Raw genomic sequence first — 18,469 nt, 5'->3', positions numbered from 1 at the left:
CTCAACTCTCGGGCTCGTCGTCCGACTCCCGGCGGGCCAAGGCGAGTCGCCGGGTGAGCAGCACGGCGTACCCGATGATCGCTGCGGACAACAGAAACAGCATCAACCTCGGCTCGTGCACCGTCGCGGTGATCACGCTGACCGAGATCACTCCGTAGCCGGTGATCGCCAGTCGGGGAACGCTCGGCTGCGACCAGAGCCAATACAGGGCCAGCCCACATATCGTCCAGATCACGACCGAGGCGGCCAGCAGGAGCCGCAGCTCCAGCGGCAGGCGGTCCGCGTTCTCGTCGATCAGTCGGACCACCTGCCCGAGCGACCAGCCGAGCAGCAGCAGCGACCCGCCGAGCGGGATGTGCAGGTAGCCGTACGCCTGCCCCCCGCGCAGCCGGCGCTGCGTCAAGCGGGTGGTGACGAAGGTGGTGTAGACCCACCAGACGGCGGCCGGCACCAGGAAGGCCATCCCGGCGGCGACGATCATGTGCGGCCGGGGGTGGTCCGGCACCGCGAAGAGCAGGCTGGCCAGCGCGCTGCCCAGCACGATGATGGTGAACTGCCCGATTCGCTCGGGCAGGTGGCGGTTGTCCACGGGCCACTGGTTGAGCCGGCGTTTGCCGACCCACGGTGTGGCCAGTTCGATGCACATCGCGATGACCCACAGGGTCGGGCGCAGCGTGTTGGGCGCGGCCAGCGAGGCCAACCAGATCAACCAGCCTGCCCCGAAGCCGATCAGGTAGACCGAGGTCACCGCGCGGGCCATCGGGCTCGTCGGCCGTGCCCGCAGGTACAGCAGGAGCAGCACGCCCCGCACGATGAGGTACCCGACTGCCAGGAGCACGCTGTCCGGCACCTCGTCGACGCCGAGCGTCATCGTGCCCGCGCCGACCAACGCGCCCAGCACCAGCACTCGGTGCACCGTGTCATCCGGGTCGAACCGGGTGTCGTAGTAGACCTGCCCCACCCAGGCCCACTGGACCACCACGAAAAGCCCGATCACGGCCAGCACGGCGCGCGGTGACGGAGTCGGGTCGTTGCCCAGCCGGGCGACCACCGCCGCCAACGCGTACACGAAGATGATGTCGAGGAAGAGCTCCAGCCAGGTGGCATGGCGGTGGCCGGCCTCGTCCGTCCGCGGGGCCTGTCCGCGTAGTCCCAATCGGCCGGCCAGCCAACCGGAGGACTGGACACCGTCGGCCCGTACCCTGCGCATCTGGTCATGGTCCCTGCGCGGGCCCGGCCGCCGGGGGGAAATCGGCGAGCCGGCAGCGGTGGCCGCCACACCGGCGTCCCCCGGCGGGCGCGTCGTCGGTCCGGCAGGGCAGGATGTACGCCGAGGGGGTGGCGCATGGCCGGGCGGATCCGGGACGAGGACATCGCACTGGTCCGGGAACGCACCTCGATCGGGGATGTGATCTCCGAGACGGTCACCCTGAAGTCCGCCGGCGGCGGCAACCTCAAGGGTCTGTGCCCGTTCCACGACGAGAAGAGTCCGTCGTTCAACGTCTCTCCGGCCCGCAACGTCTGGTACTGCTTCGGCTGCGGGGCCGGCGGCGACGCGATCAAGTTCCTGATGGACGCCGACCATCTCAGCTTCGTGGAGTCCGTCGAGCGGCTGGCCGGCCGCGCCGGCATCCAACTGCGCTATATCGAGGACGACAAGGGCACCCCGCGCCCCCGCCCACAGCAGGGCCAGCGCCAGCGCCTGGTCGCCGCGCACGCCGCGGCTGTGGAGTTCTACCGGGCGCAGCTCAGCACTGCGGGTGCCCGGCCGGCACGGGAGTTCCTGGCCAAACGGGGCTTCGACCGGGCCGCCGCGGAGCGCTACGGCTGTGGTTTTGCGCCGGAGGGCTGGGACCTGCTCACCAAGCACCTGCGCCAGCAGGGTTTCACCCACCAGGAGCTGGTCACCGCCGGGTTGTCCCGAGAGTCCCGCTCCGGCACCCTGATCGACCGGTTCCGCCGTCGGCTGCTCTGGCCGATCCGCGACCTCGCCGGTGACGTGATCGGTTTCGGCGCGCGCAAGCTCTTCGACGACGACGACGGCCCGAAATACCTGAACACCCCCGAGACGCCGATCTACAAGAAGTCGCACGTGCTCTACGGCATCGACCAGGCCAAGCGGGAGATCGCCAAGCAGGGTCGGGCGGTGATCGTCGAGGGCTACACCGACGTGATGGCCTGCCACCTCGCCGGGGTGACCACGGCAGTGGCGACCTGTGGCACCGCTTTCGCCGCGGACCACATTTCGGTGCTGCGTCGGCTCCTGTTCGACAGTGACGAGGTGGCAGGCGAGATCATCTTCACCTTCGACGGTGATGCTGCCGGCCAGAAGGCCGCGCTGCGCGCCTTCGAAGATGATCAGCGGTTCGTCGGGCGTACGTTCATCGCGGTCAGCCCGGACAACATGGACCCGTGCGACCTGCGGCTGGCCAAGGGTGACCTGGCGGTGCGTGACCTGGTCGCCCGCCGCGAGCCGCTTGTCGACTTCGCGCTGCGACACGTGATCAGCCGCTTCGACCTCGACACCGTCGACGGCCGGGTCGAGGCGATGCGCCACGCCGCGCCGCTGGTCGCGCGACTCAAGGACCGGGAGAAGCGCCCGGAGTACGTTCGCAAGCTCGCCATGGACCTCGGCATGGAGATCGAGCCGGTGCAACGGGCGGTGCTCGCCGCTGCCAACACCCCGCCGCCCGGCTCCCGCGACGCCGCACCCGCCGCCCGGCCCGCCTCGGCCCGCGCCGAGTCAACACCGGACAGCCCGCAGTCGATGGTCGAGCGGGAGGCGTTGAAGCTCGCTCTCCAGCAACCGGTCCTGGCCGGGCCCATGTTCGACGCGGTCGAGGCCACCGAATACCGCCACCCCGTGCACGTCGCGGTGCGTACGGCCATCGCGGCGGCCGGTGGGGCCGCGTCGGCGACCGGCGGCGCGGTCTGGATCGAGTCGGTCCGTGACGCCTGCGACGACCTGGCAGCGGCGGCGCTGGTCGGCGAGTTGGCGGTGGAGCCGCTGCGGATCGACGGCGAACCGGACCCCCGCTACGTGTCGATCACGATGGCGCGGGTGCAGTTCGGGTCGGTGACCTCCCGAATCCGCGACCTCAAGTCGCGCATCCAGCGGATCAACCCGGTCAACAACAAGGACGAGTACTTCGCCGCCTTCGGTGAGCTGCTGTCACTGGAGCAGCACGCCCGGGCGCTGCGCGAGCAGGCCGCGGGAGGCCTCTAGATGGGACTGTTCAGCCGCAAGCCAAAGCTGCCACCGGCCTCCCGGCCGCCGCTGACGGCCGACGAACGGGTGCTGGCGTGGGCTGCCGCCGGAAACGGCGAGGGCGACGGGGTGGTGGTCGCCAGCAACCTCGGGTTGTGGCTGCCCGGTCGAGGGCACCGGCTCGGCTGGCACACCATCCTCAAGGCGGTCTGGTCCGGCCGGGAGCTGACCGTCACACCCGCCGAGCCCTTCGCCGAACGCGACGGTTACACGGTGGTCGCCGACGGCCCGGCCGAGACGTACCTTCTGCTCGACCCGGGTGAGCTGCCGCACCAGGTGCGGGCGCGGGTCACCCGCTCGGTCGCGTACACCGAGCACCAGCCGGTGCCCGGCGGCGCCGCGCGGGTCGCGGCCCGCCGCGTGCCCGGGGTCGACGGTCTCACCTGGACGGTCCGACTCGACCCCGGCACCCCGGCGGACGACGAGGCCCTGCTCGTCGAGACCGACCGTCTGGTCACGGTGGCCCGCGCCGCCACCAACCCCGGCGACCTCTGAACCTCGCCGAAAGTCGGTGGGGAGGTGTCGGACTCGACGGTTAGGGTCGGGCGGTGACTTCGGGGCTACCACTCATTCAGGCTCGGGGGCTGGTGAAGCGGTTCGGTGACTTCACCGCCGTGGCCGGCATCGACGTCGAGGTGCGCTCGGGCGAGGCGTTCGGCTTCCTCGGGCCGAACGGTGCCGGCAAGTCCTCCACCATGCGGATGATCGGCTGCACCTCCCCACCGAGCGGAGGTGAGCTGCGCATCCTCGGCATGGACCCGGTCGGTGACGGGCCGGCGATCCGGGCCCGGCTCGGTGTCTGCCCGCAGTTGGACAATCTCGACCCCGAGCTGACAGTTCGGGAAAACCTGACCGTCTACGCCCGCTACTTCGGCGTCTCACGCCGGGCGGCCCGGGAACGGGCCGACGAGCTGCTCGACTTCGTCCAGCTCGCCGAGCGGGCCGACAGCTTGGTCGAGCCGCTGTCCGGTGGGATGAAGCGTCGGTTGACCATCGCCCGCGCGCTGGTCAACGATCCGGAGATCGTGCTGCTCGACGAGCCGACCACCGGGCTCGATCCGCAGGCCCGGCACCTGGTGTGGGAGCGGCTCTTCCGGCTCAAGCAGCAGGGCGTCACGCTGGTGCTCACCACGCACTACATGGACGAGGCCGAGCAGCTCTGCGACCGGCTGGTGGTGATGGACGGCGGGCGGATCGTCGCCGAGGGCTCACCCCGGGCGCTGATCGCGCAACACTCCACCCGCGAGGTGGTCGAGCTGCGCTTCGCTGCCGAGTCACAGGAGTCATTTGCCGGCAAGCTCGACGGCGTGGGGGAGCGGGTCGAGGTGCTGCCGGACCGGGTCCTGCTCTATGTGCCCGACGGTGACGCGGCGGTCGCCGAGGTCGCCGCGTTGGGGCTCAACCCGGCCAACGTGCTGGTGCGGCGCAGTGGCCTGGAGGACGTCTTCCTGCACCTGACCGGTCGCACCCTGGTCGACTGACCGACCTTTGTGATCAGTCGCGCTGGCTGGGAAGGCGCGCGTAGGCCCCGGGTTGTGGCCACATTCGATCTTGGGCATAGCATCGGCCGGCCCGGTCGGTGGGTGCACCGAACCGGCCGACGTTCATGGAGGTTCGATGTCCGATCTGCTAATCGCCAACCGACGTCAGGCGGGGCTTACCGCCCTTTACCTGGGCATCTTCGCGATGGTCTGGTTCAGTGTGCCGGCGGCGGAGCAACCGCTGCGTGCCCTGCTCGTCGTGGGCAGCATCGTCGCACTGCTCACCGCCGTGGTGGGCGGCGTGCTGTCGGCTCGCCTCCGGGGTGCCGCTGTCCCCCGGGACCGGGCAGCCGACCGCCCGTACCTGCTCATCGTCGTCGCCGAATTCGTCGCCGCCGGGCTGGGTGCCGCGGTGGTTGCCGCCGCCGGCTGGTCCGAGTACGTCCCGGTGCTGGTCTGCCTGGTGGTCGGACTGCACTTCTTCCCGCTCGCCCCGCTGCTGCGTGATCCGCTGCTCCGTCCGCTCGGTGTCGCGCTGTGCCTGGTGGCGGCGGCGGCGCTCGTCACCGGCCTGGCCTCGGGGGTGTCCGCTGGCCTGGTGGTCGGCACCGGCGCGGGAGCGCTGCTGCTGGGATACGCCGTGCAGGCATTGATCCGCGCGTACCGCCCGGCCTGACCGGCCCGCGCTTCGCTGACCGCCGTGCGCGCGGTGTGATCGACTCCAGGTCGGCGAGGTGGGGGTGTCCGGGCGACGGAATGCCGCCACATCGCCGATGTGGAGTGGATCGTCGCTTCGACGCCCCGCAGCACGATGCGCTGCGGGTCCGGCGCGCCGCCGCCCGAAAACCCGGGCGACACGTTGGCGGGGCCGCCGTAGGGTGACCGGCGGTCTGTCGTACCCCGGGGGTAGACAGGTCGGGACGGGGGTGGTCGTGGTGGGCGTGGCGGGGCAGGCGCGATTGCCGTGGGTGCCGGCGTACGCGGTGTTCGAGCACCACCTGGTCGGTCTGCGGCGCACCTGGCGGGCCGGGGTGTTCTCCTCGTTCCTGCTGCCGGTGCTCACCGTGCTCGGCTTCGGGCTGGGCGTCGGTGCCTACATCGACCAGGGCGTCGGCGGCGTGCGTTATCTCGACTGGCTGGTCCCGGGGTTGATCGCCTCGACCGCACTCCAGGTGACCGTCGGTGACTCGACCTGGCCGGTGTTCAGCAAATTCCGGTGGGTCAAGACCTACTTCTCGCAGAGTGCGTCACCGCTGCGGGTTGGCGACATCGTGGCGGGGCACCTGGCCTTCGTGCTGTTCCGGGTGCTCACCACGATCGCGGCGTTCCTGCTGGTCACCGGGCTGTTCGGGGCGTTGCGGTCGCCGTGGGCGGTGGCCGCCCTGCCGGTGGTGGCGTTGCTCGGGTTGGCCGTCGCCGCGCCGGTCTTCGCCTACACCGCGTCGGTGTCCAGCGACAGTTGGCTCGCGATGCTGTTCCGGTTCGCGGTCATCCCGATGACGCTCTTCGCCGGGGTGTTCTTCCCGGTCGAGTCCTTACCCGAGGCGTTGCGCTGGCTGGCGTACGTGACGCCGTTGTGGCACGCCGTCGACCTCTGCCGAGCGGCCACGCTCGGCGTCGCCCCACAGTGGTCGATCGTCGGGCATCTGCTCTACCTGGCCACCTGGGCGGTCGCCGGCTGGCTGCTGGCGCTGCGCGCGTTCCGTCGCAGGCTCGTCGTCTAGGGAGGGCTGTCGTGGTCACGCTGATCCTGCCCCGGCTGGTTGATGTCTCCGCCGCGTCCCGGCGGTCGGCGTCGGTGGTCGAGCGCAACGTCACGGCGCTGAAGTCGGTCTACTGGCTGCTGCTGCTCTCCGGCTTCCTGGAGCCGCTGCTCTACCTGCTCTCCATCGGGGTGGGCGTCGGGGCGCTGGTCGGCGACCTGCCGCTGCCCGACGGGCGGTTGGTCTCGTACGCCGAGTTCGTGGCTCCGGCGATGCTCGCCTCCTCGGCGATGACCGGGGCGCTCGCGGAGACCACCTTCAATTTCTTCGGCAAGATGAAGTACTGGAAGCTGTACGACGGGATGATCGCCACGCCGGTACGGCCGTTCGAGATCGCCCTCGGTGAGCTGGGTTGGGCGATGCTGCGGGGCAGCAGCTACTCGGCCGCGTTCCTCGGGGTGATGGTCGCGCTGGATCTGACCAGCGTCACCCGCGCGCTGACCGCTCTGCCGGCCGCGGTGCTTGTCGGGTTCGCGTTCGGGGCGCTCGGCATGGCGATCTCCACGTTCATGCGCAGCTGGCAGGATTTTGACCTGCTGGGCTCCGCCCAGTTCACGCTGTTCCTCTTCTCCGGCACGTTCGTGCCGGCGCAGGCCTATCCGACAGTGCTGCACTGGCTCATCGAGATCACTCCGCTGTACCGGTCGGTGCACCTGATCCGAGGGCTCGCGCTGGGCGGTGGTGGCTGGGTCTGGCTGCTCGACGTGCTCTACCTGCTGGCGATGGTGGCCGTCGGCCTGCTGGTGGCCTCACACCGGATGGGCAGGTTGCTCTACAGGTAAGTGGTTATCGGCGCCCGTCGACGGGCATGTCCGGAGGTGACACCGCCAGCGAACAGGAGGGGTGATGGCCTCGGACGAGTCTTCCGCCCACCGGGAGCACGAGCGTGATCCGGTCGGGCCCGACGCGGGGCCGGACAGCCCCGCCGATCTGCCCGGCAGCGGCTGGAAGGCGGCACTGCGGCGCACGGTCAGCGAATTCCAGGACGACAGCCTGACCGACTGGGCGGCGGCGCTCACCTACTACGGGGTGCTGTCCATCTTCCCCGGCCTGTTGGTGCTGATCTCGATCCTCGGTCTGCTCGGCACGAGCGCCACCAACGGCGTCCGGGACACCGTCAACCAGGCGGTGCCGAACGGAAGCATCCAGAACATCATCAATGATGCGATCGGTACCGCTCAGGACAACGGCGGGTTGGCCAGCCTTGCGGCGATCATCGGTGTGCTGGCCGCGTTCTGGTCCGCGTCCGGCTACATCGGCGCGTTCATGCGCGCCTCGAACACGATCTACGACGTGCCGGAGGGCCGGCCGATCTGGAAGACGCTGCCGATCCGCCTCGGCGTGACCGCGGTGATCGGGGTGCTGTTGCTGGTCAGTGCGGTGATCGTGGTCTTCACCGGCCGCCTCGCCGAGGCGGTGGGGGACGTGGTCGGCCTCGGTGCCACCGCGGTCACGGTATGGGACATCGCCAAGTGGCCGGTGCTGCTGATCCTGGTCAGCCTGATGTTCGCGATCCTCTACTGGGCCTCACCGAACGCCCGGCACGGCGGATTCCGCTGGGTCAGCCCGGGAGGGGTGCTGGCCGTGGTGATCTGGTTGGTGGTCTCCGGCCTGTTCGCCCTCTACGTGAGCAACTTCGGCTCGTACGACAAGACGTACGGGGCGCTGGCCGGCGTGATCATCTTTCTGATCTGGTTGTGGCTGAGCAACATCGCGATCCTGCTGGGCGCCGAGCTCGACGCCGAGTTGGAGCGGGGTCGCGCCATCGCGGCCGGGCACGCACCCGACGACGAGCCGTACGTCGAGCTGCGTGACGACCGCAAGCTCCGGAAGAAGCGAAACTCCGCCGGCCGCCGCTGACGCCTCGGCGCAGACGGCCCCGTTCCGCGTGGACCGTCACGCGCGAACCGCCCCGCCACCGAAGACCGGCCGGCGGGGCGGTTTTGTGTTCATCGATGGAACTGCGGGCGAGCGGACGCGGGCGCCCCGTGATCCTTTTCTAGATCGACTAGTAGCTTTTGTTCTTTCGGACAAAAGTTCATCTCGGAACGGTTGAAGCTCTGGACAGGCGGTGCGGAACGCTCTTACTGTGTCGGACACAACACATCGCCGTTGCGTCGATGTGAACGACACCGATGAAGAGGTGACACCCCGGTGCGGACGGTCGACCCCCTACACGTGCGACTGTTGCGGTTGCTCCGCGACGAGGGGGCCGTGTCCCGGGCTGAGCTGGGCGACCGACTCCAGATGCCGCGCCCGCGCATGCTGGCCGAGCTGGATCGCCTGGTCGCGCTGGGTTACGTCGCCGAGGCGGGGCTCGCCGCCTCCCGGGGCGGGCGTCGCTCGACCCTTGTCGAGCTGAACCCGAAGCTGCGCTTCGCCGCCGTCGACCTCGGTGCGAGCTCGATGGACGTCGAGGTGGTCAACGGCCGCCTCGAACCGGTCGCCCACTACGCCGAGCCGGCCGACATCCGCAACGGACCCAAAGTAACCCTGCAACGGGTCAACGAGCTGCTGCACAAGGCCCGGGTCGACGGCGCGTACGAGCGGTTGGACGCGGTCGGCATCGGCGTACCCGGTCCGGTCAGCTTCCGCGACGGCGTCCCGGTCTCCCCGCCGATCATGCCGGGCTGGGACCGGTTCCCGGTGCGCGAGTTGCTCAGCCGGGAGCACGGCTGCCCTGCGGTGGTCGACAACGACGTCAACATCATGGCGATCGGTGAGCGCCACGGCGGGGTCGCCCACTCGGTGGACGACTTCCTCTTCGTGAAGATCGGCACCGGCATCGGGTGCGGCATCTTCCTCACCGGCGAGGTCTACCGGGGCACCGACGGCTGCGCGGGCGACATCGGCCACATCCAGGTCGACTCGCACGGCCCGATGTGCTCCTGCGGCAACGTCGGCTGCCTGGAGGCGCTGTTCAGTGGCGCCGCACTCGCCAAGGAAGCCACCGTCGCGGCACGCAGTGGAATGTCACCGGCGCTGGCCGAGCGGATGGCCCTGCGTGGCGTGGTGACCGCACTGGACGTCGCCGAGGGTGCCGTCGAAGGCGACGTGAGCTGCATCCAACTGATCCGTGACGGTGGGCGGCGGGTCGGCGGGGTGCTCGCCGGTCTGGTCAGCTTCACCAACCCGTCGATGATCGTGATTGGCGGTGGGCTGGCCCAGCTTGGGCACATCCTGCTGGCCGAGATCCGCAGTGTCGTCTACCGCCGTTCGCTGCCGCTGGCCACCGGCAACCTGCCCGTCGTGTTGTCCGAGCTCGGTGGTCGGGCCGGTGTCACCGGCGCGGCCGTGCTCGCCAGTGACGTCGCCTTCGGGGAAGCCGCATGAAGATGAGCGAAATTCCGTCGTGAGCGAGGAGGAGACTATGGCCCTGCCCGAGGATGACCCCGCCACCGCGTCGGCCGAGGCCGTCGCCGAGGCACCGCTGGTCGAGGCTCCCGCCGACACCGTCGCGGGCGAGGTGGTCCTGCGCCTCACCGATCTGGTCAAGACCTTCCCCGGCGTACGCGCTTTGGACGGCGTGCAGCTGGAGGTGCGTGCTGGCGAGGTGCACTGTCTGCTCGGGCAGAACGGCGCCGGCAAGTCCACCCTGATCAAGGTGCTCTCCGGGGTTCACCAACCGGACTCCGGGCAGGTGGAGTGGCGCGGCGAGCCGGCGAGCTTCGCCAACCCGCAGGCCGCGATGAAAGCCGGCATCGCCACGATCTATCAGGAGCTCGATCTCGTCGAGGATCTGTCGGTGGCGGAGAACGCGTTCCTCGGTCACGAGCACCGCAGTTTCGGGTTCGTCCGGCGCGGCACGATGGCCCGGCACACTCGGCAGATCCTCAGTCGGCTCGGCCACGGTGAGATCCCGCCGGGGAGGATGGTCCGGTCACTGCCGGCCGCCGGTAAGCAGATCGTCAGCATGGCCCGGGCGTTGTCGCACGAGGCCCGACTGATCATCATGGACGAGCCGAGCGCGGTGCTGGCCCACGACGAGGTCGGCAACCTGTTCCGGATCATCCGTGAGCTGACCGCGCAGGGCATCGCCGTCATCTACATCTCCCACCGCCTGGAGGAGATCCGCGAGATCGGTGACCGGGTCACCGTACTCAAGGACGGCCGGACCACGGCGGCGAACCTGCCTGCGCGCGACACCCCGACCCGCGACCTGGTCAGCCGGATGACCGGCCGCACCATCGAGTACGTCTTCCCGGATCGGCCGACCGACGACGCTGTCGGTGCGGATCTGCTCCAGGTGGAGGGGTTGACCCGCCCCGGTGAGTTCGCCGATGTCTCGCTGAGCGTTCGCGCCGGGGAGATCGTCGGCATCGCGGGGCTGGTCGGCTCCGGTCGCTCGGAGCTGCTGGAAACCATCTACGGCGCCCGTGTCGCGGAGGCGGGTTCGGTTCGGATGGAGGGGCGGGTGCTGCGTGCCGGCGTCGGCGCGGCGGTGCGGGCCGGCATGGGGATGGCCCCGGAGGAGCGCAAGAGTCAGGCGTTGTTGCTCGGAGAGCCGATCTACCGCAACGTCACGTTGGCCAACTTCAGCCGATATGCGCGGCTGGGCTTCACCGACGCCGCCAAGGAACGAGCCGAGGCCGACCGGATCGCCGAGAGCCTGGAGCTGCGGCCCCGGGACGTCGACCGGCCGGTACGCACGCTCTCCGGCGGTAACCAACAGAAGGTCGTGGTCGGGCGGTGGCTGCTCGGCGGCACGAAGCTGTTGCTGCTCGACGAGCCGACCCGGGGCGTGGACGTGGGCGCCCGGGCTGAGCTCTACCAGGTCATCCGGGGCTTGGCCGCCCAGGGCGTCGGGGTGCTGCTGGTCTCCAGCGAGGTGCCCGAGGTGCTCGGTCTGGCCGACCGGGTGCTGGTCATGCGGGAAGGGCGGGTCGTCCGCGAGGCTGCGGCCGGCGAACTCGACGAGAACACCGTGCTCGACCTCGTGATGGCGGGGTCCTTGATGGAAGGCGCACCGGCATGAGCGACGCGACTCCCACTCCCACCGCGACACCGGAGCGCGCGCAGCTTCCGGCGCAGTCGCCGCCGGTGGACCCGGCGGAGACGGCGGTGGCCAGCGACAAGGCAGGATCCACGGGCCGACTCTCCTGGTGGCGGGGTGACGGCGGCGACGGGGCCAAGCGCAACCTCGGTCTGATCGGGGTGCTGGCCGCACTCATCGTGGTCGGTGCGGTCACCAAACCGGACCTGTACGGCGACCCGAACTGGGTCTGGAACAACGTGCTCGCCATCCTGCAGCTCGCCTCGGTCGTCGGCGTGGTCACGGTCGGGATGACCTTCGTGATCATCGGCGGTGGCATCGACCTGTCGGTCGGGGCGATCGTCGCGCTGGCCGGGGTCTGGTGCACCACGGTCGCCACCCAGGAATTCGGCGCCGCTGGCATGATCTTCACCGCTATCGTGGTCGGCATCTGCGTCGGCCTGGTCAACGGCGTACTCATCTCGTACGGGAAGCTTGTCCCCTTCATCGCGACGCTCGCGATGCTGGTGGCGGCTCGCGGGCTCGCGGCGTCGATCTCCAACAAGCAGACCCAGGTGTCGAGCAGCACCTTCATCAACGACATCGCGGCGCGCAAGATTCTCGGGATTCCGATCCTCGTCTACATCCTGGGCGCGGTGGTGGTGGCCGGGTGGATCCTGCTCAACCGCACGACCTTCGGCCGGCGCACCATCGCCGTCGGCGGCAACCCGGAGGCCGCACGGCTGGCCGGCATCAACGTCCGCCGGCACACCATGCTGCTCTACGCGCTGTCCGGTCTGTGCTGCGGCATCGCGGCCATCATGCTCACCTCGCAGGCCACCTCGGCCCAGGCGGCGATGGCCAACCTCTACGAGCTGGACGCGATCGCCGCCGCGATCATCGGCGGGACGCTGCTCAGCGGTGGTCGGGGCACGATCGTCGGTTCGCTGCTCGGCGTCATCATCTTCGCCACGATCACGAACCTCTTCGCCATCAACGGCCTCTCCATCGAGGCGCAGAACATGGTCAAGGGCGGCATTATCGTCGCCGCCGTCCTGGTCCAGCAGTTCCAGTTCAAGTCCGTCACTCGGCTCCTCGCGCGGAACAGGGTCACCACCGCAACCTGACGCACCGCACCGTTGTCCCTGGCGACGTCGAGAAATTCGACAGTGGCCGGGCCTCGCACACCCTCACCAACAAAAATCCCGCTCCCAGGAGGTCGTTCATGACCCAGCACAGTCGCGACGTGTCGCGCCGCCGGTTGCTCTTCGGTGGAGCCGCAGTCGGCGCCGCCACCCTGCTCACCGCCTGCACCAGCAACGAGACCCCGGCGGCCAGCACCCAGACCAAGGCCGCCGGCAACGCCGAAGGCAACAACGCCCCGGGCAAGAAGGTCGTCATCGGCTTCTCCGCCCCGGCCGCCGACCACGGCTGGATGGGCGCGATCCACGCCAACGCCAAGGCTCAGGCCGCGGCCTACTCGGACGTGGAGTTCAAGGAGGTCGACGGTGGGTCGAACTCCGAGGCCCAGCGCTCCACGCTCGGCACGCTGATCGCCCAGAAGCCGGACATCATCGTCGTGCTGCCGCACGACGGCAAGGAGGTCAACGCGGTTGCCCTCCAGGCGATGCAGGCGGGCATCCCGATCGTGAACCTCGACCGGGCCTTCCCCGACGCGCTGGCCTCGCGCCTGGTCATCAAGGGCGACAACTACGGCATGGGCGTCTCGGCCGGGCACTTCATCGGCAAGCAGCTCAAGGACAAGGGCATCGCCAACCCGGTGATCGGTGAGATCGCCGGCCTGGAGATTCCGCTGACCGTCGAGCGCAGCAACGGCTTCAAGGCTGCCCTGGCGACCTACGGCTTCACGGTGAAGAACCGGCGTTCGGCCGAGTTCACCTCGGACAGCGGTCAGCGCGAGGCGTCCCAGCTGCTCCAGGCGCTGCCGAAGATCGACGCGATCTGGAACCACGACGACGACCAGGGCATCGGCGTGCTTGCCGCCATCAAGCAGGCCAACCGGTCGGAGTTCTTCATGGTCGGCGGCGCGGGTTCGAAGCTCGCGATCGACGCGATCAAGGCCGACAACTCGGTGCTCAAGGCGACGGTCACGTACAACCCGTCGATGGCCTCGTCGGCGATTTCCCTCGCGCGGCTCATCGCGCAGGGCCGGGGCCTGGGCGACCTGACGGAGCTGCAGGTTCCCAAGGAAGTCACCCTGGCCTCTGAGACGATCACCAAGGAGAACGCGAGCAGCTACGAGAAGCTCGGGTTCTGATACACGGGGGGAGACCCACCTTGTCCACGACAGACAAAGAACTGCGGGTCGGCATGGTCGGCTACGCGTTCATGGGCGCCGCGCACTCACAGGCGTGGCGCACCGTGAACCGCGTCTTCGACCTGCCGGCGCGGGCCCGGATGGCGTTGATCTGCGGTCGAGACACACCGAAGGTGGCCGACGCCGCCGACCGGCTCGGCTGGGACGCCTACACCACGGACTGGCGTGACCTGATCACCCGGGACGATATCGACGTGGTCGACATCTGCACCCCGGGCGACAGCCACGCCGAGATCGCCCTCGCCGCGTTGGCCGCCGGCAAGCACGTCCTGTGCGAGAAGCCGTTGGCCAACTCGGTGGCGGAGGCACGAGCGATGACCGCCGCGGCGGACGTCGCCCGGGCCGCCGGGGTGCGGTCGATGTGCGCGTTCAACTACCGCCGGGTCCCCGCGGTCGCGATGATGCGCCAGTTGGTCGCCGACGGACGACTCGGGGTGATTCGACACGTTCGCGCGGTGTACCTACAGGACTGGATCGTGGACCCGCAGTTCCCGCTGGTCTGGCGGTTGCAGAAGGACAGGGCGGGCTCCGGCGCGCTCGGTGACATCGGTGCGCACATCATCGATCTGACCCAGTTCGTCACCGGCCAGCGGATCAGCGGGGTCAGCGCGGTCACCGAGACCTTCGTCAAGGAGCGGCCGTTGCCGGCCGAGTCGAGCGGGTTGGCGGCCACTGTGGATGGGGGCAAGGCGCCCACCGGGCCGGTCACCGTCGACGACGCCGCGGTCTTCGTGGCCCGGCTCGACGGCGGCGCCCTGGCCACGTACGAGGCGAGCAGGTTCGCCACCGGCCGCAAGAACGCCCTGCGTGTCGAGATCAACGGATCGTTGGGCACCGTGGTCTTCGACCTGGAGCGCCTCAACGAGCTGGAGTTCTACGACGCCACCCGTCCGAGTGTGGAGCAGGGCTTCAACCGCATCCTGGTGACCGAGGGCGAGCACCCGTACATGTCGGCGTGGTGGCCTCCGGGCCACATCATCGGCTACGAGCACTCGTTCACGCACGAGATGCGCGACTTCATCGAGGCGGTTGCCACCGGCGTCGACCCGACTCCCTCCTTCGCCGACGCGTTGCAGGTCCAGCTGGTGCTGGACGCGGTGACGCGCTCGGCGGAGCTCGGCTCCTCCTGGGCCGAGGTGGAGCCGGCGCTGATCGCGGCGGCTGTCTGACCGTTGCCCACCCGCGATGGCGGTGTTCGCACCGTTGTCGCCCGACCGGCTCTCCGAAGCCGACCGGCGAGGGACCTGCCGCGGATTGCGCCCCGCGGCCGGGACGAGGTCGGCATCGGAGAGTGTGCGGCCGGGCCGTACGGCCCGGTGGCGCACGAGCAGGACGGTCGTCCGGTGCGACCGGACCGGGATTCCCCGGCCGCACCGGAGGACCGCCACCATCGGTGGAGATCGGATGCGGGGGAGGCAGGGTCGAGACGCCGACCCGACCCTGCCTGCCAGCCCCGTCTGCCCGCACCCGTACCGGGATCCGGTCCGGCGTTGGCGCCGCCGACGCCGACGCCGAAACCGGTGCCGTCCCGGTGCGGGGCGGGCGGGCGGGGCCCATCCACCCAGGGCGTATCTTTCTGAAACATATTCTGATATTCCTATATTTGGCGGTACCGACGGTTCCTCCTGGATGGGAAGGAGCACCATGCGAACAGGTGTCTGGCTGGTAGGAGCGCGCGGTTCCGTCGCGACCACCAGCATCGTCGGAGGGCTCGCGCTGCGGGCCGGCCTCGCCGGGCCCACCGGCTGCGTCACCGAGCTGCCCGAGCTGCGCGGCCCCGCCCTGCCGGCGTTCGCCGACCTCGTCTTCGGCGGGCACGACCTGGCCACCACCCCGCTGTGCAAGCGCGCAGAGGCACTTGCCGACAGCGGTGTCATTCCCTGGCGGCTTGTCGCCGCTCTCCGGGACGAGCTGAGTGCGGTCGAGCAGGAGCTGCGCCCCGCACCGGTCGGTGCCACCCAGGCCGATCGGGCCGCCGCCGTGGTCCGCGACCTCACCAGCTTCCGCGAGCGGCACGAGCTGGACCGGGTGGTGGTGGTCAACGTCTCCGCAACCGAGCCGGCCCCCCGACCGCACGCCGGGCACGCCGACCCGGCCGCGCTGCGTGCCGCGCTCGCCGGACCGGACGAGGTGCTGCCGCCCAGTTCCCTCTACGGGTACGCGGCGTTGCTGGCCGGTTGCCCGTACGTCGACTTCACCCCGTCCACCGGGCTGCGGCTCCCGGCGTTGACCGCGCTGGCCGAAGAGGCTCGACTGCCGTACGCCGGGCATGACGGTAAGACCGGGGAGACCCTGGTCAAGTCGGTGCTCGCGCCGATGTTCGCGATGCGCAACCTGGACGTGCGCTCCTGGTCCGGGTTCAACCTGCTCGGCGGTGGCGACGGCGCCACCCTCGCCGACCCGGCCGCGAACGCGGCGAAGGTGCAGAGCAAGCAGCGGGTGCTCGGCGAGACGCTGGGCTACGTGCCGCAGGGCGGCACGCGCATCGAGTACGTCGAGGAGCTGGGCGACTTCAAGACCGCCTGGGATCTGATCACCTTCGCGGGTTTCCTCGGCACCAGCATGCGGATGGAGTTCACCTGGCACGGCTGCGACTCCGCGTTGGCCGCGCCGCTGGTGCTCGACCTGGCCCGGCTCACCGCCGCCGCGCACGCCGCCGGGCAGGTGGGGCCGTTGACCGACCTGGGCTTCTTCTTCAAGGACCCGCTCGGCGCACCCACCCACTCGCTGGCCGAGCAGTGGGCCCGGCTGACCGACTTCACGCGACAACTGCACGCCGGCGGGGACGGTGCCCATGACCACGCTGGGTGACCTCGCCGAGCTGGTCCGGGCACCGGCTGCGCTCTCGGTGCCCGGTGACGTGGTCGCCGGAGCGGCGGCGGCCGGCGCGTTGGGCCCGCGTACCCCTGCCTTGGCCGGCGCTTCGGTGCTGCTCTACTGGGCCGGCATGGCCGCCAACGACTGGGCCGACCGACGCCTGGACGCCGAGGAGCGGCCCGAACGGCCGATCCCCAGCGGGCGGGTCACCCCGGCCGCCGCGGTCGGTCTCGCGGCGGGCCTCACGGCCGCTGGCGTGGGCCTGGCCGCCGTCGTGGGCGGTCGCCGCGCCGCCGCGCTCGCCGTGCCGCTGGCCGCCACCATCTGGGGGTACGACCTGCTGGCCAAGAACACGGCCGCCGGTCCGGCCGTGATGGCCGCCTGCCGGGGGCTGGATGTGCTGCTCGGCGCGTCCGGTGGCCGGGTGACCAGGGCGTTGCCGGCGGCGGCGACGGTCGCCGCGCACACCTGGACGGTCACCGCGCTGTCCCGCCGGGAGGTCACCGGCGCCGATGCCACCCTGCCGAAGTGGACCCTCGCCGGCACTGCGGTGGTCGCCGCCAGCGCCGCCGTCGTCGCCCCCCGGCGGATGGCCGCGCTGCCCGCTGTGCTGGCTGGATGGTATGCGGCCCGCTACGGCGCGGCTCAGGCCGAGGTCGTCCGGGACCCATCGGCCGGGCGGGTTCGCGCTGCCGTCGGTGCCGGGATCACCGGGCTGCCCGCACTGCAGGGGGCGCTCACCGCGCGAGGCGGAGCCGGCCTGCTCGGGTTGGCCGTCGCGGCGGCCGCACCGCTGGGTCGACGGTTGGCCCGGAAAGTCTCCCCGACATGACCGTTCCCCAGCCCCGACCCGCTGCGGAGGCCGCCGACGCCACGACGCTGCGCCTCGGGTACGGCACGAACGGCTTCGCCAACCACCGTCTGGACGACGCGCTCGCCGTTGTCGCCGATCTCGGCTACGACGGGGTGGCGCTCACCCTGGACCACGACCACCTGGACCCGTTCGCGCCTGGGCTCACGCGCCGGGTCGCCGCCGTCAGCCGTCGGTTGAACGAGCTGGGTCTGGCGGTGGTGATCGAAACCGGGGCCCGCTACCTGCTCGACCCGTGGCACAAGCACGCCCCGACGCTGCTGCACGACGACCCGACCCGGCGGGTCGAGTTTCTGCGCCGGGCCGTCCGGATCGGCGCCGACCTGGGCGCGGAGGCGGTTTCCTTCTGGGCCGGCGTCCGGCCCGAGGCGGTGTCACCGCAGTGCGCCTGGGACCGGCTGGTGGCCGGCTGCGCCAGCGTTGTCGACGCGGCCGACACCGCCGACGTCACCCTCGGGTTCGAGCCGGAGCCGGGGATGTTGGTGCAGGACATCGCCGACTGGCGTCGGCTGCGCGCCGCGCTCGGTGACCCGGCCGGGTTCGGCATCACCCTCGACATCGGCCACTGCCGCTGCCTGGAGCCGTGGCCGGTGCCGCAGTGCGTCGCCGAGGTGGCCGAGCACCTGGTCAACGTGCAGATCGACGACATGCGCCGGGGTGTGCACGAGCACCTGGAGTTCGGCACCGGCGAGATCGACTTCCCGCCGGTCCTGGCGGCCCTGGCGACAGCCGGTTACCGCGGGCTGGTCGCGGTGGAGTTGCCCCGCGACTCGCACGCCGCGCCCGCCGTGGCCGCCCGGTCGATCGAGTTCCTGCGTGCCGCCGCCGCGACCGCGGTGGCCGGCGCGCGGCCCATCGAGGACGAGGTGCTCCCAGGCGCCCTTTGCTCTGCTTCAACGGAGGCAACAGCGACCGTCCGCTATTCGGACAATGGCCGTCGCCTGGAGTGAAGCAGAGCA

Annotated in this window: 15 protein-coding genes and 1 pseudogene; 15 read left to right on the top strand and 1 reads right to left on the bottom strand. The window is 70.5% G+C overall.

Features of this window, described 5'->3' with window-relative positions; translation table 11 throughout:
* Position 1: 1 nt before the first annotated feature.
* Positions 2-1,210 (bottom strand): low temperature requirement protein A, encoded by a 1,209-nt coding sequence (locus ACLQ28_RS33370; RefSeq protein ID WP_425690238.1) that lies wholly within the window; start codon positions 1,208-1,210, stop codon positions 2-4.
* 113 nt (positions 1,211-1,323) lie between these two features.
* Between ACLQ28_RS33370 and dnaG the strand changes: the two are divergent.
* From dnaG to ACLQ28_RS33295, 15 genes and pseudogenes are all read left to right on the top strand, one after another.
* A pseudogene (dnaG, locus tag ACLQ28_RS33365) lies at positions 1,324-3,226 on the top strand (DNA primase).
* Positions 3,227-3,763, top strand: coding sequence for a hypothetical protein (locus tag ACLQ28_RS33360; RefSeq protein ID WP_425690237.1), 537 nt, complete (start codon positions 3,227-3,229; stop codon positions 3,761-3,763).
* 53 nt (positions 3,764-3,816) lie between these two features.
* The gene (locus ACLQ28_RS33355) at positions 3,817-4,749 is read left to right on the top strand and encodes an ABC transporter ATP-binding protein (RefSeq protein WP_425690236.1); all 933 of its coding nucleotides are present in this window, start codon (positions 3,817-3,819) and stop codon (positions 4,747-4,749) included.
* Positions 4,750-4,885: 136 nt separating this feature from the next.
* Positions 4,886-5,425 carry a hypothetical protein gene (locus ACLQ28_RS33350; protein WP_425690235.1) on the top strand — a complete coding sequence of 180 codons (540 nt, stop codon included), beginning with the start codon at positions 4,886-4,888 and terminating at the stop codon, positions 5,423-5,425.
* 250 nt (positions 5,426-5,675) lie between these two features.
* Positions 5,676-6,473 (top strand): ABC transporter permease, encoded by a 798-nt coding sequence (locus ACLQ28_RS33345; RefSeq protein ID WP_425690234.1) that lies wholly within the window; start codon positions 5,676-5,678, stop codon positions 6,471-6,473.
* Between the two features lie 11 nt (positions 6,474-6,484).
* Positions 6,485-7,294: an ABC transporter permease gene (locus ACLQ28_RS33340; RefSeq protein ID WP_425690233.1), complete on the top strand. Its 810-nt coding sequence runs from the start codon at positions 6,485-6,487 to the stop codon at positions 7,292-7,294.
* Between the two features lie 64 nt (positions 7,295-7,358).
* On the top strand, positions 7,359-8,372 hold the full coding sequence (locus ACLQ28_RS33335; protein WP_425690232.1) for a YihY/virulence factor BrkB family protein: 1,014 nt from the start codon (positions 7,359-7,361) through the stop codon (positions 8,370-8,372).
* 294 nt (positions 8,373-8,666) lie between these two features.
* The gene (locus ACLQ28_RS33330) at positions 8,667-9,845 is read left to right on the top strand and encodes an ROK family protein (protein WP_425690231.1); all 1,179 of its coding nucleotides are present in this window, start codon (positions 8,667-8,669) and stop codon (positions 9,843-9,845) included.
* 37 nt (positions 9,846-9,882) lie between these two features.
* Positions 9,883-11,487 (top strand): sugar ABC transporter ATP-binding protein, encoded by a 1,605-nt coding sequence (locus ACLQ28_RS33325; protein WP_425690230.1) that lies wholly within the window; start codon positions 9,883-9,885, stop codon positions 11,485-11,487.
* On the top strand, positions 11,484-12,611 hold the full coding sequence (locus ACLQ28_RS33320) for an ABC transporter permease (protein WP_425690229.1): 1,128 nt from the start codon (positions 11,484-11,486) through the stop codon (positions 12,609-12,611). Before ACLQ28_RS33325 ends, ACLQ28_RS33320 begins: the two co-directional genes overlap by 4 nt.
* Positions 12,612-12,709: 98 nt before the next feature.
* Positions 12,710-13,762 (top strand): substrate-binding domain-containing protein, encoded by a 1,053-nt coding sequence (locus ACLQ28_RS33315; protein ID WP_425690228.1) that lies wholly within the window; start codon positions 12,710-12,712, stop codon positions 13,760-13,762.
* Between the two features lie 53 nt (positions 13,763-13,815).
* On the top strand, positions 13,816-14,991 hold the full coding sequence (locus ACLQ28_RS33310) for a Gfo/Idh/MocA family protein (RefSeq protein ID WP_425690244.1): 1,176 nt from the start codon (positions 13,816-13,818) through the stop codon (positions 14,989-14,991).
* A gap of 475 nt (positions 14,992-15,466) precedes the next feature.
* Positions 15,467-16,633 carry an inositol-3-phosphate synthase gene (locus ACLQ28_RS33305; protein ID WP_425690227.1) on the top strand — a complete coding sequence of 389 codons (1,167 nt, stop codon included), beginning with the start codon at positions 15,467-15,469 and terminating at the stop codon, positions 16,631-16,633.
* Entirely contained in the window at positions 16,617-17,471 is an 855-nt protein-coding gene (locus ACLQ28_RS33300; RefSeq protein ID WP_425690226.1) for an SCO3242 family prenyltransferase, read from the top strand. The genes ACLQ28_RS33305 and ACLQ28_RS33300 overlap by 17 nt, the downstream gene beginning before the upstream one ends.
* Positions 17,468-18,460 carry a sugar phosphate isomerase/epimerase family protein gene (locus ACLQ28_RS33295; RefSeq protein WP_425690225.1) on the top strand — a complete coding sequence of 331 codons (993 nt, stop codon included), beginning with the start codon at positions 17,468-17,470 and terminating at the stop codon, positions 18,458-18,460. The genes ACLQ28_RS33300 and ACLQ28_RS33295 overlap by 4 nt, the downstream gene beginning before the upstream one ends.
* Positions 18,461-18,469 lie beyond the last annotated feature (9 nt).

Origin of the sequence: Micromonospora sp. DT201 (genome assembly GCF_049841575.1) — a bacterium.
In the GTDB taxonomy this organism is placed as follows: Bacteria; Actinomycetota; Actinomycetes; order Mycobacteriales; family Micromonosporaceae; genus Micromonospora.
Note: the sequence above shows the minus strand (reverse complement) of the source record. Positions and strands in the feature narration are given on the sequence as shown.

What these genes read in the sequence shown, in the direction of transcription:
- ACLQ28_RS33370 (WP_425690238.1), bottom strand. Translation starts at nt 1,210, where the DNA reads ATGCGCAGGGTACGGGCCGACGGTGTCCAGTCCTCCGGTTGGCTGGCC.
- ACLQ28_RS33360 (WP_425690237.1), top strand. Translation starts at nt 3,227, where the DNA reads ATGGGACTGTTCAGCCGCAAGCCAAAGCTGCCACCGGCCTCCCGGCCG.
- ACLQ28_RS33350 (WP_425690235.1), top strand. Translation starts at nt 4,886, where the DNA reads ATGTCCGATCTGCTAATCGCCAACCGACGTCAGGCGGGGCTTACCGCC.
- ACLQ28_RS33335 (WP_425690232.1), top strand. Translation starts at nt 7,359, where the DNA reads ATGGCCTCGGACGAGTCTTCCGCCCACCGGGAGCACGAGCGTGATCCG.
- ACLQ28_RS33325 (WP_425690230.1), top strand. Translation starts at nt 9,883, where the DNA reads ATGGCCCTGCCCGAGGATGACCCCGCCACCGCGTCGGCCGAGGCCGTC.
- ACLQ28_RS33320 (WP_425690229.1), top strand. Translation starts at nt 11,484, where the DNA reads ATGAGCGACGCGACTCCCACTCCCACCGCGACACCGGAGCGCGCGCAG.
- ACLQ28_RS33315 (WP_425690228.1), top strand. Translation starts at nt 12,710, where the DNA reads ATGACCCAGCACAGTCGCGACGTGTCGCGCCGCCGGTTGCTCTTCGGT.
- ACLQ28_RS33310 (WP_425690244.1), top strand. Translation starts at nt 13,816, where the DNA reads ATGGTCGGCTACGCGTTCATGGGCGCCGCGCACTCACAGGCGTGGCGC.
- ACLQ28_RS33305 (WP_425690227.1), top strand. Translation starts at nt 15,467, where the DNA reads ATGCGAACAGGTGTCTGGCTGGTAGGAGCGCGCGGTTCCGTCGCGACC.
- ACLQ28_RS33300 (WP_425690226.1), top strand. Translation starts at nt 16,617, where the DNA reads ATGACCACGCTGGGTGACCTCGCCGAGCTGGTCCGGGCACCGGCTGCG.
- ACLQ28_RS33295 (WP_425690225.1), top strand. Translation starts at nt 17,468, where the DNA reads ATGACCGTTCCCCAGCCCCGACCCGCTGCGGAGGCCGCCGACGCCACG.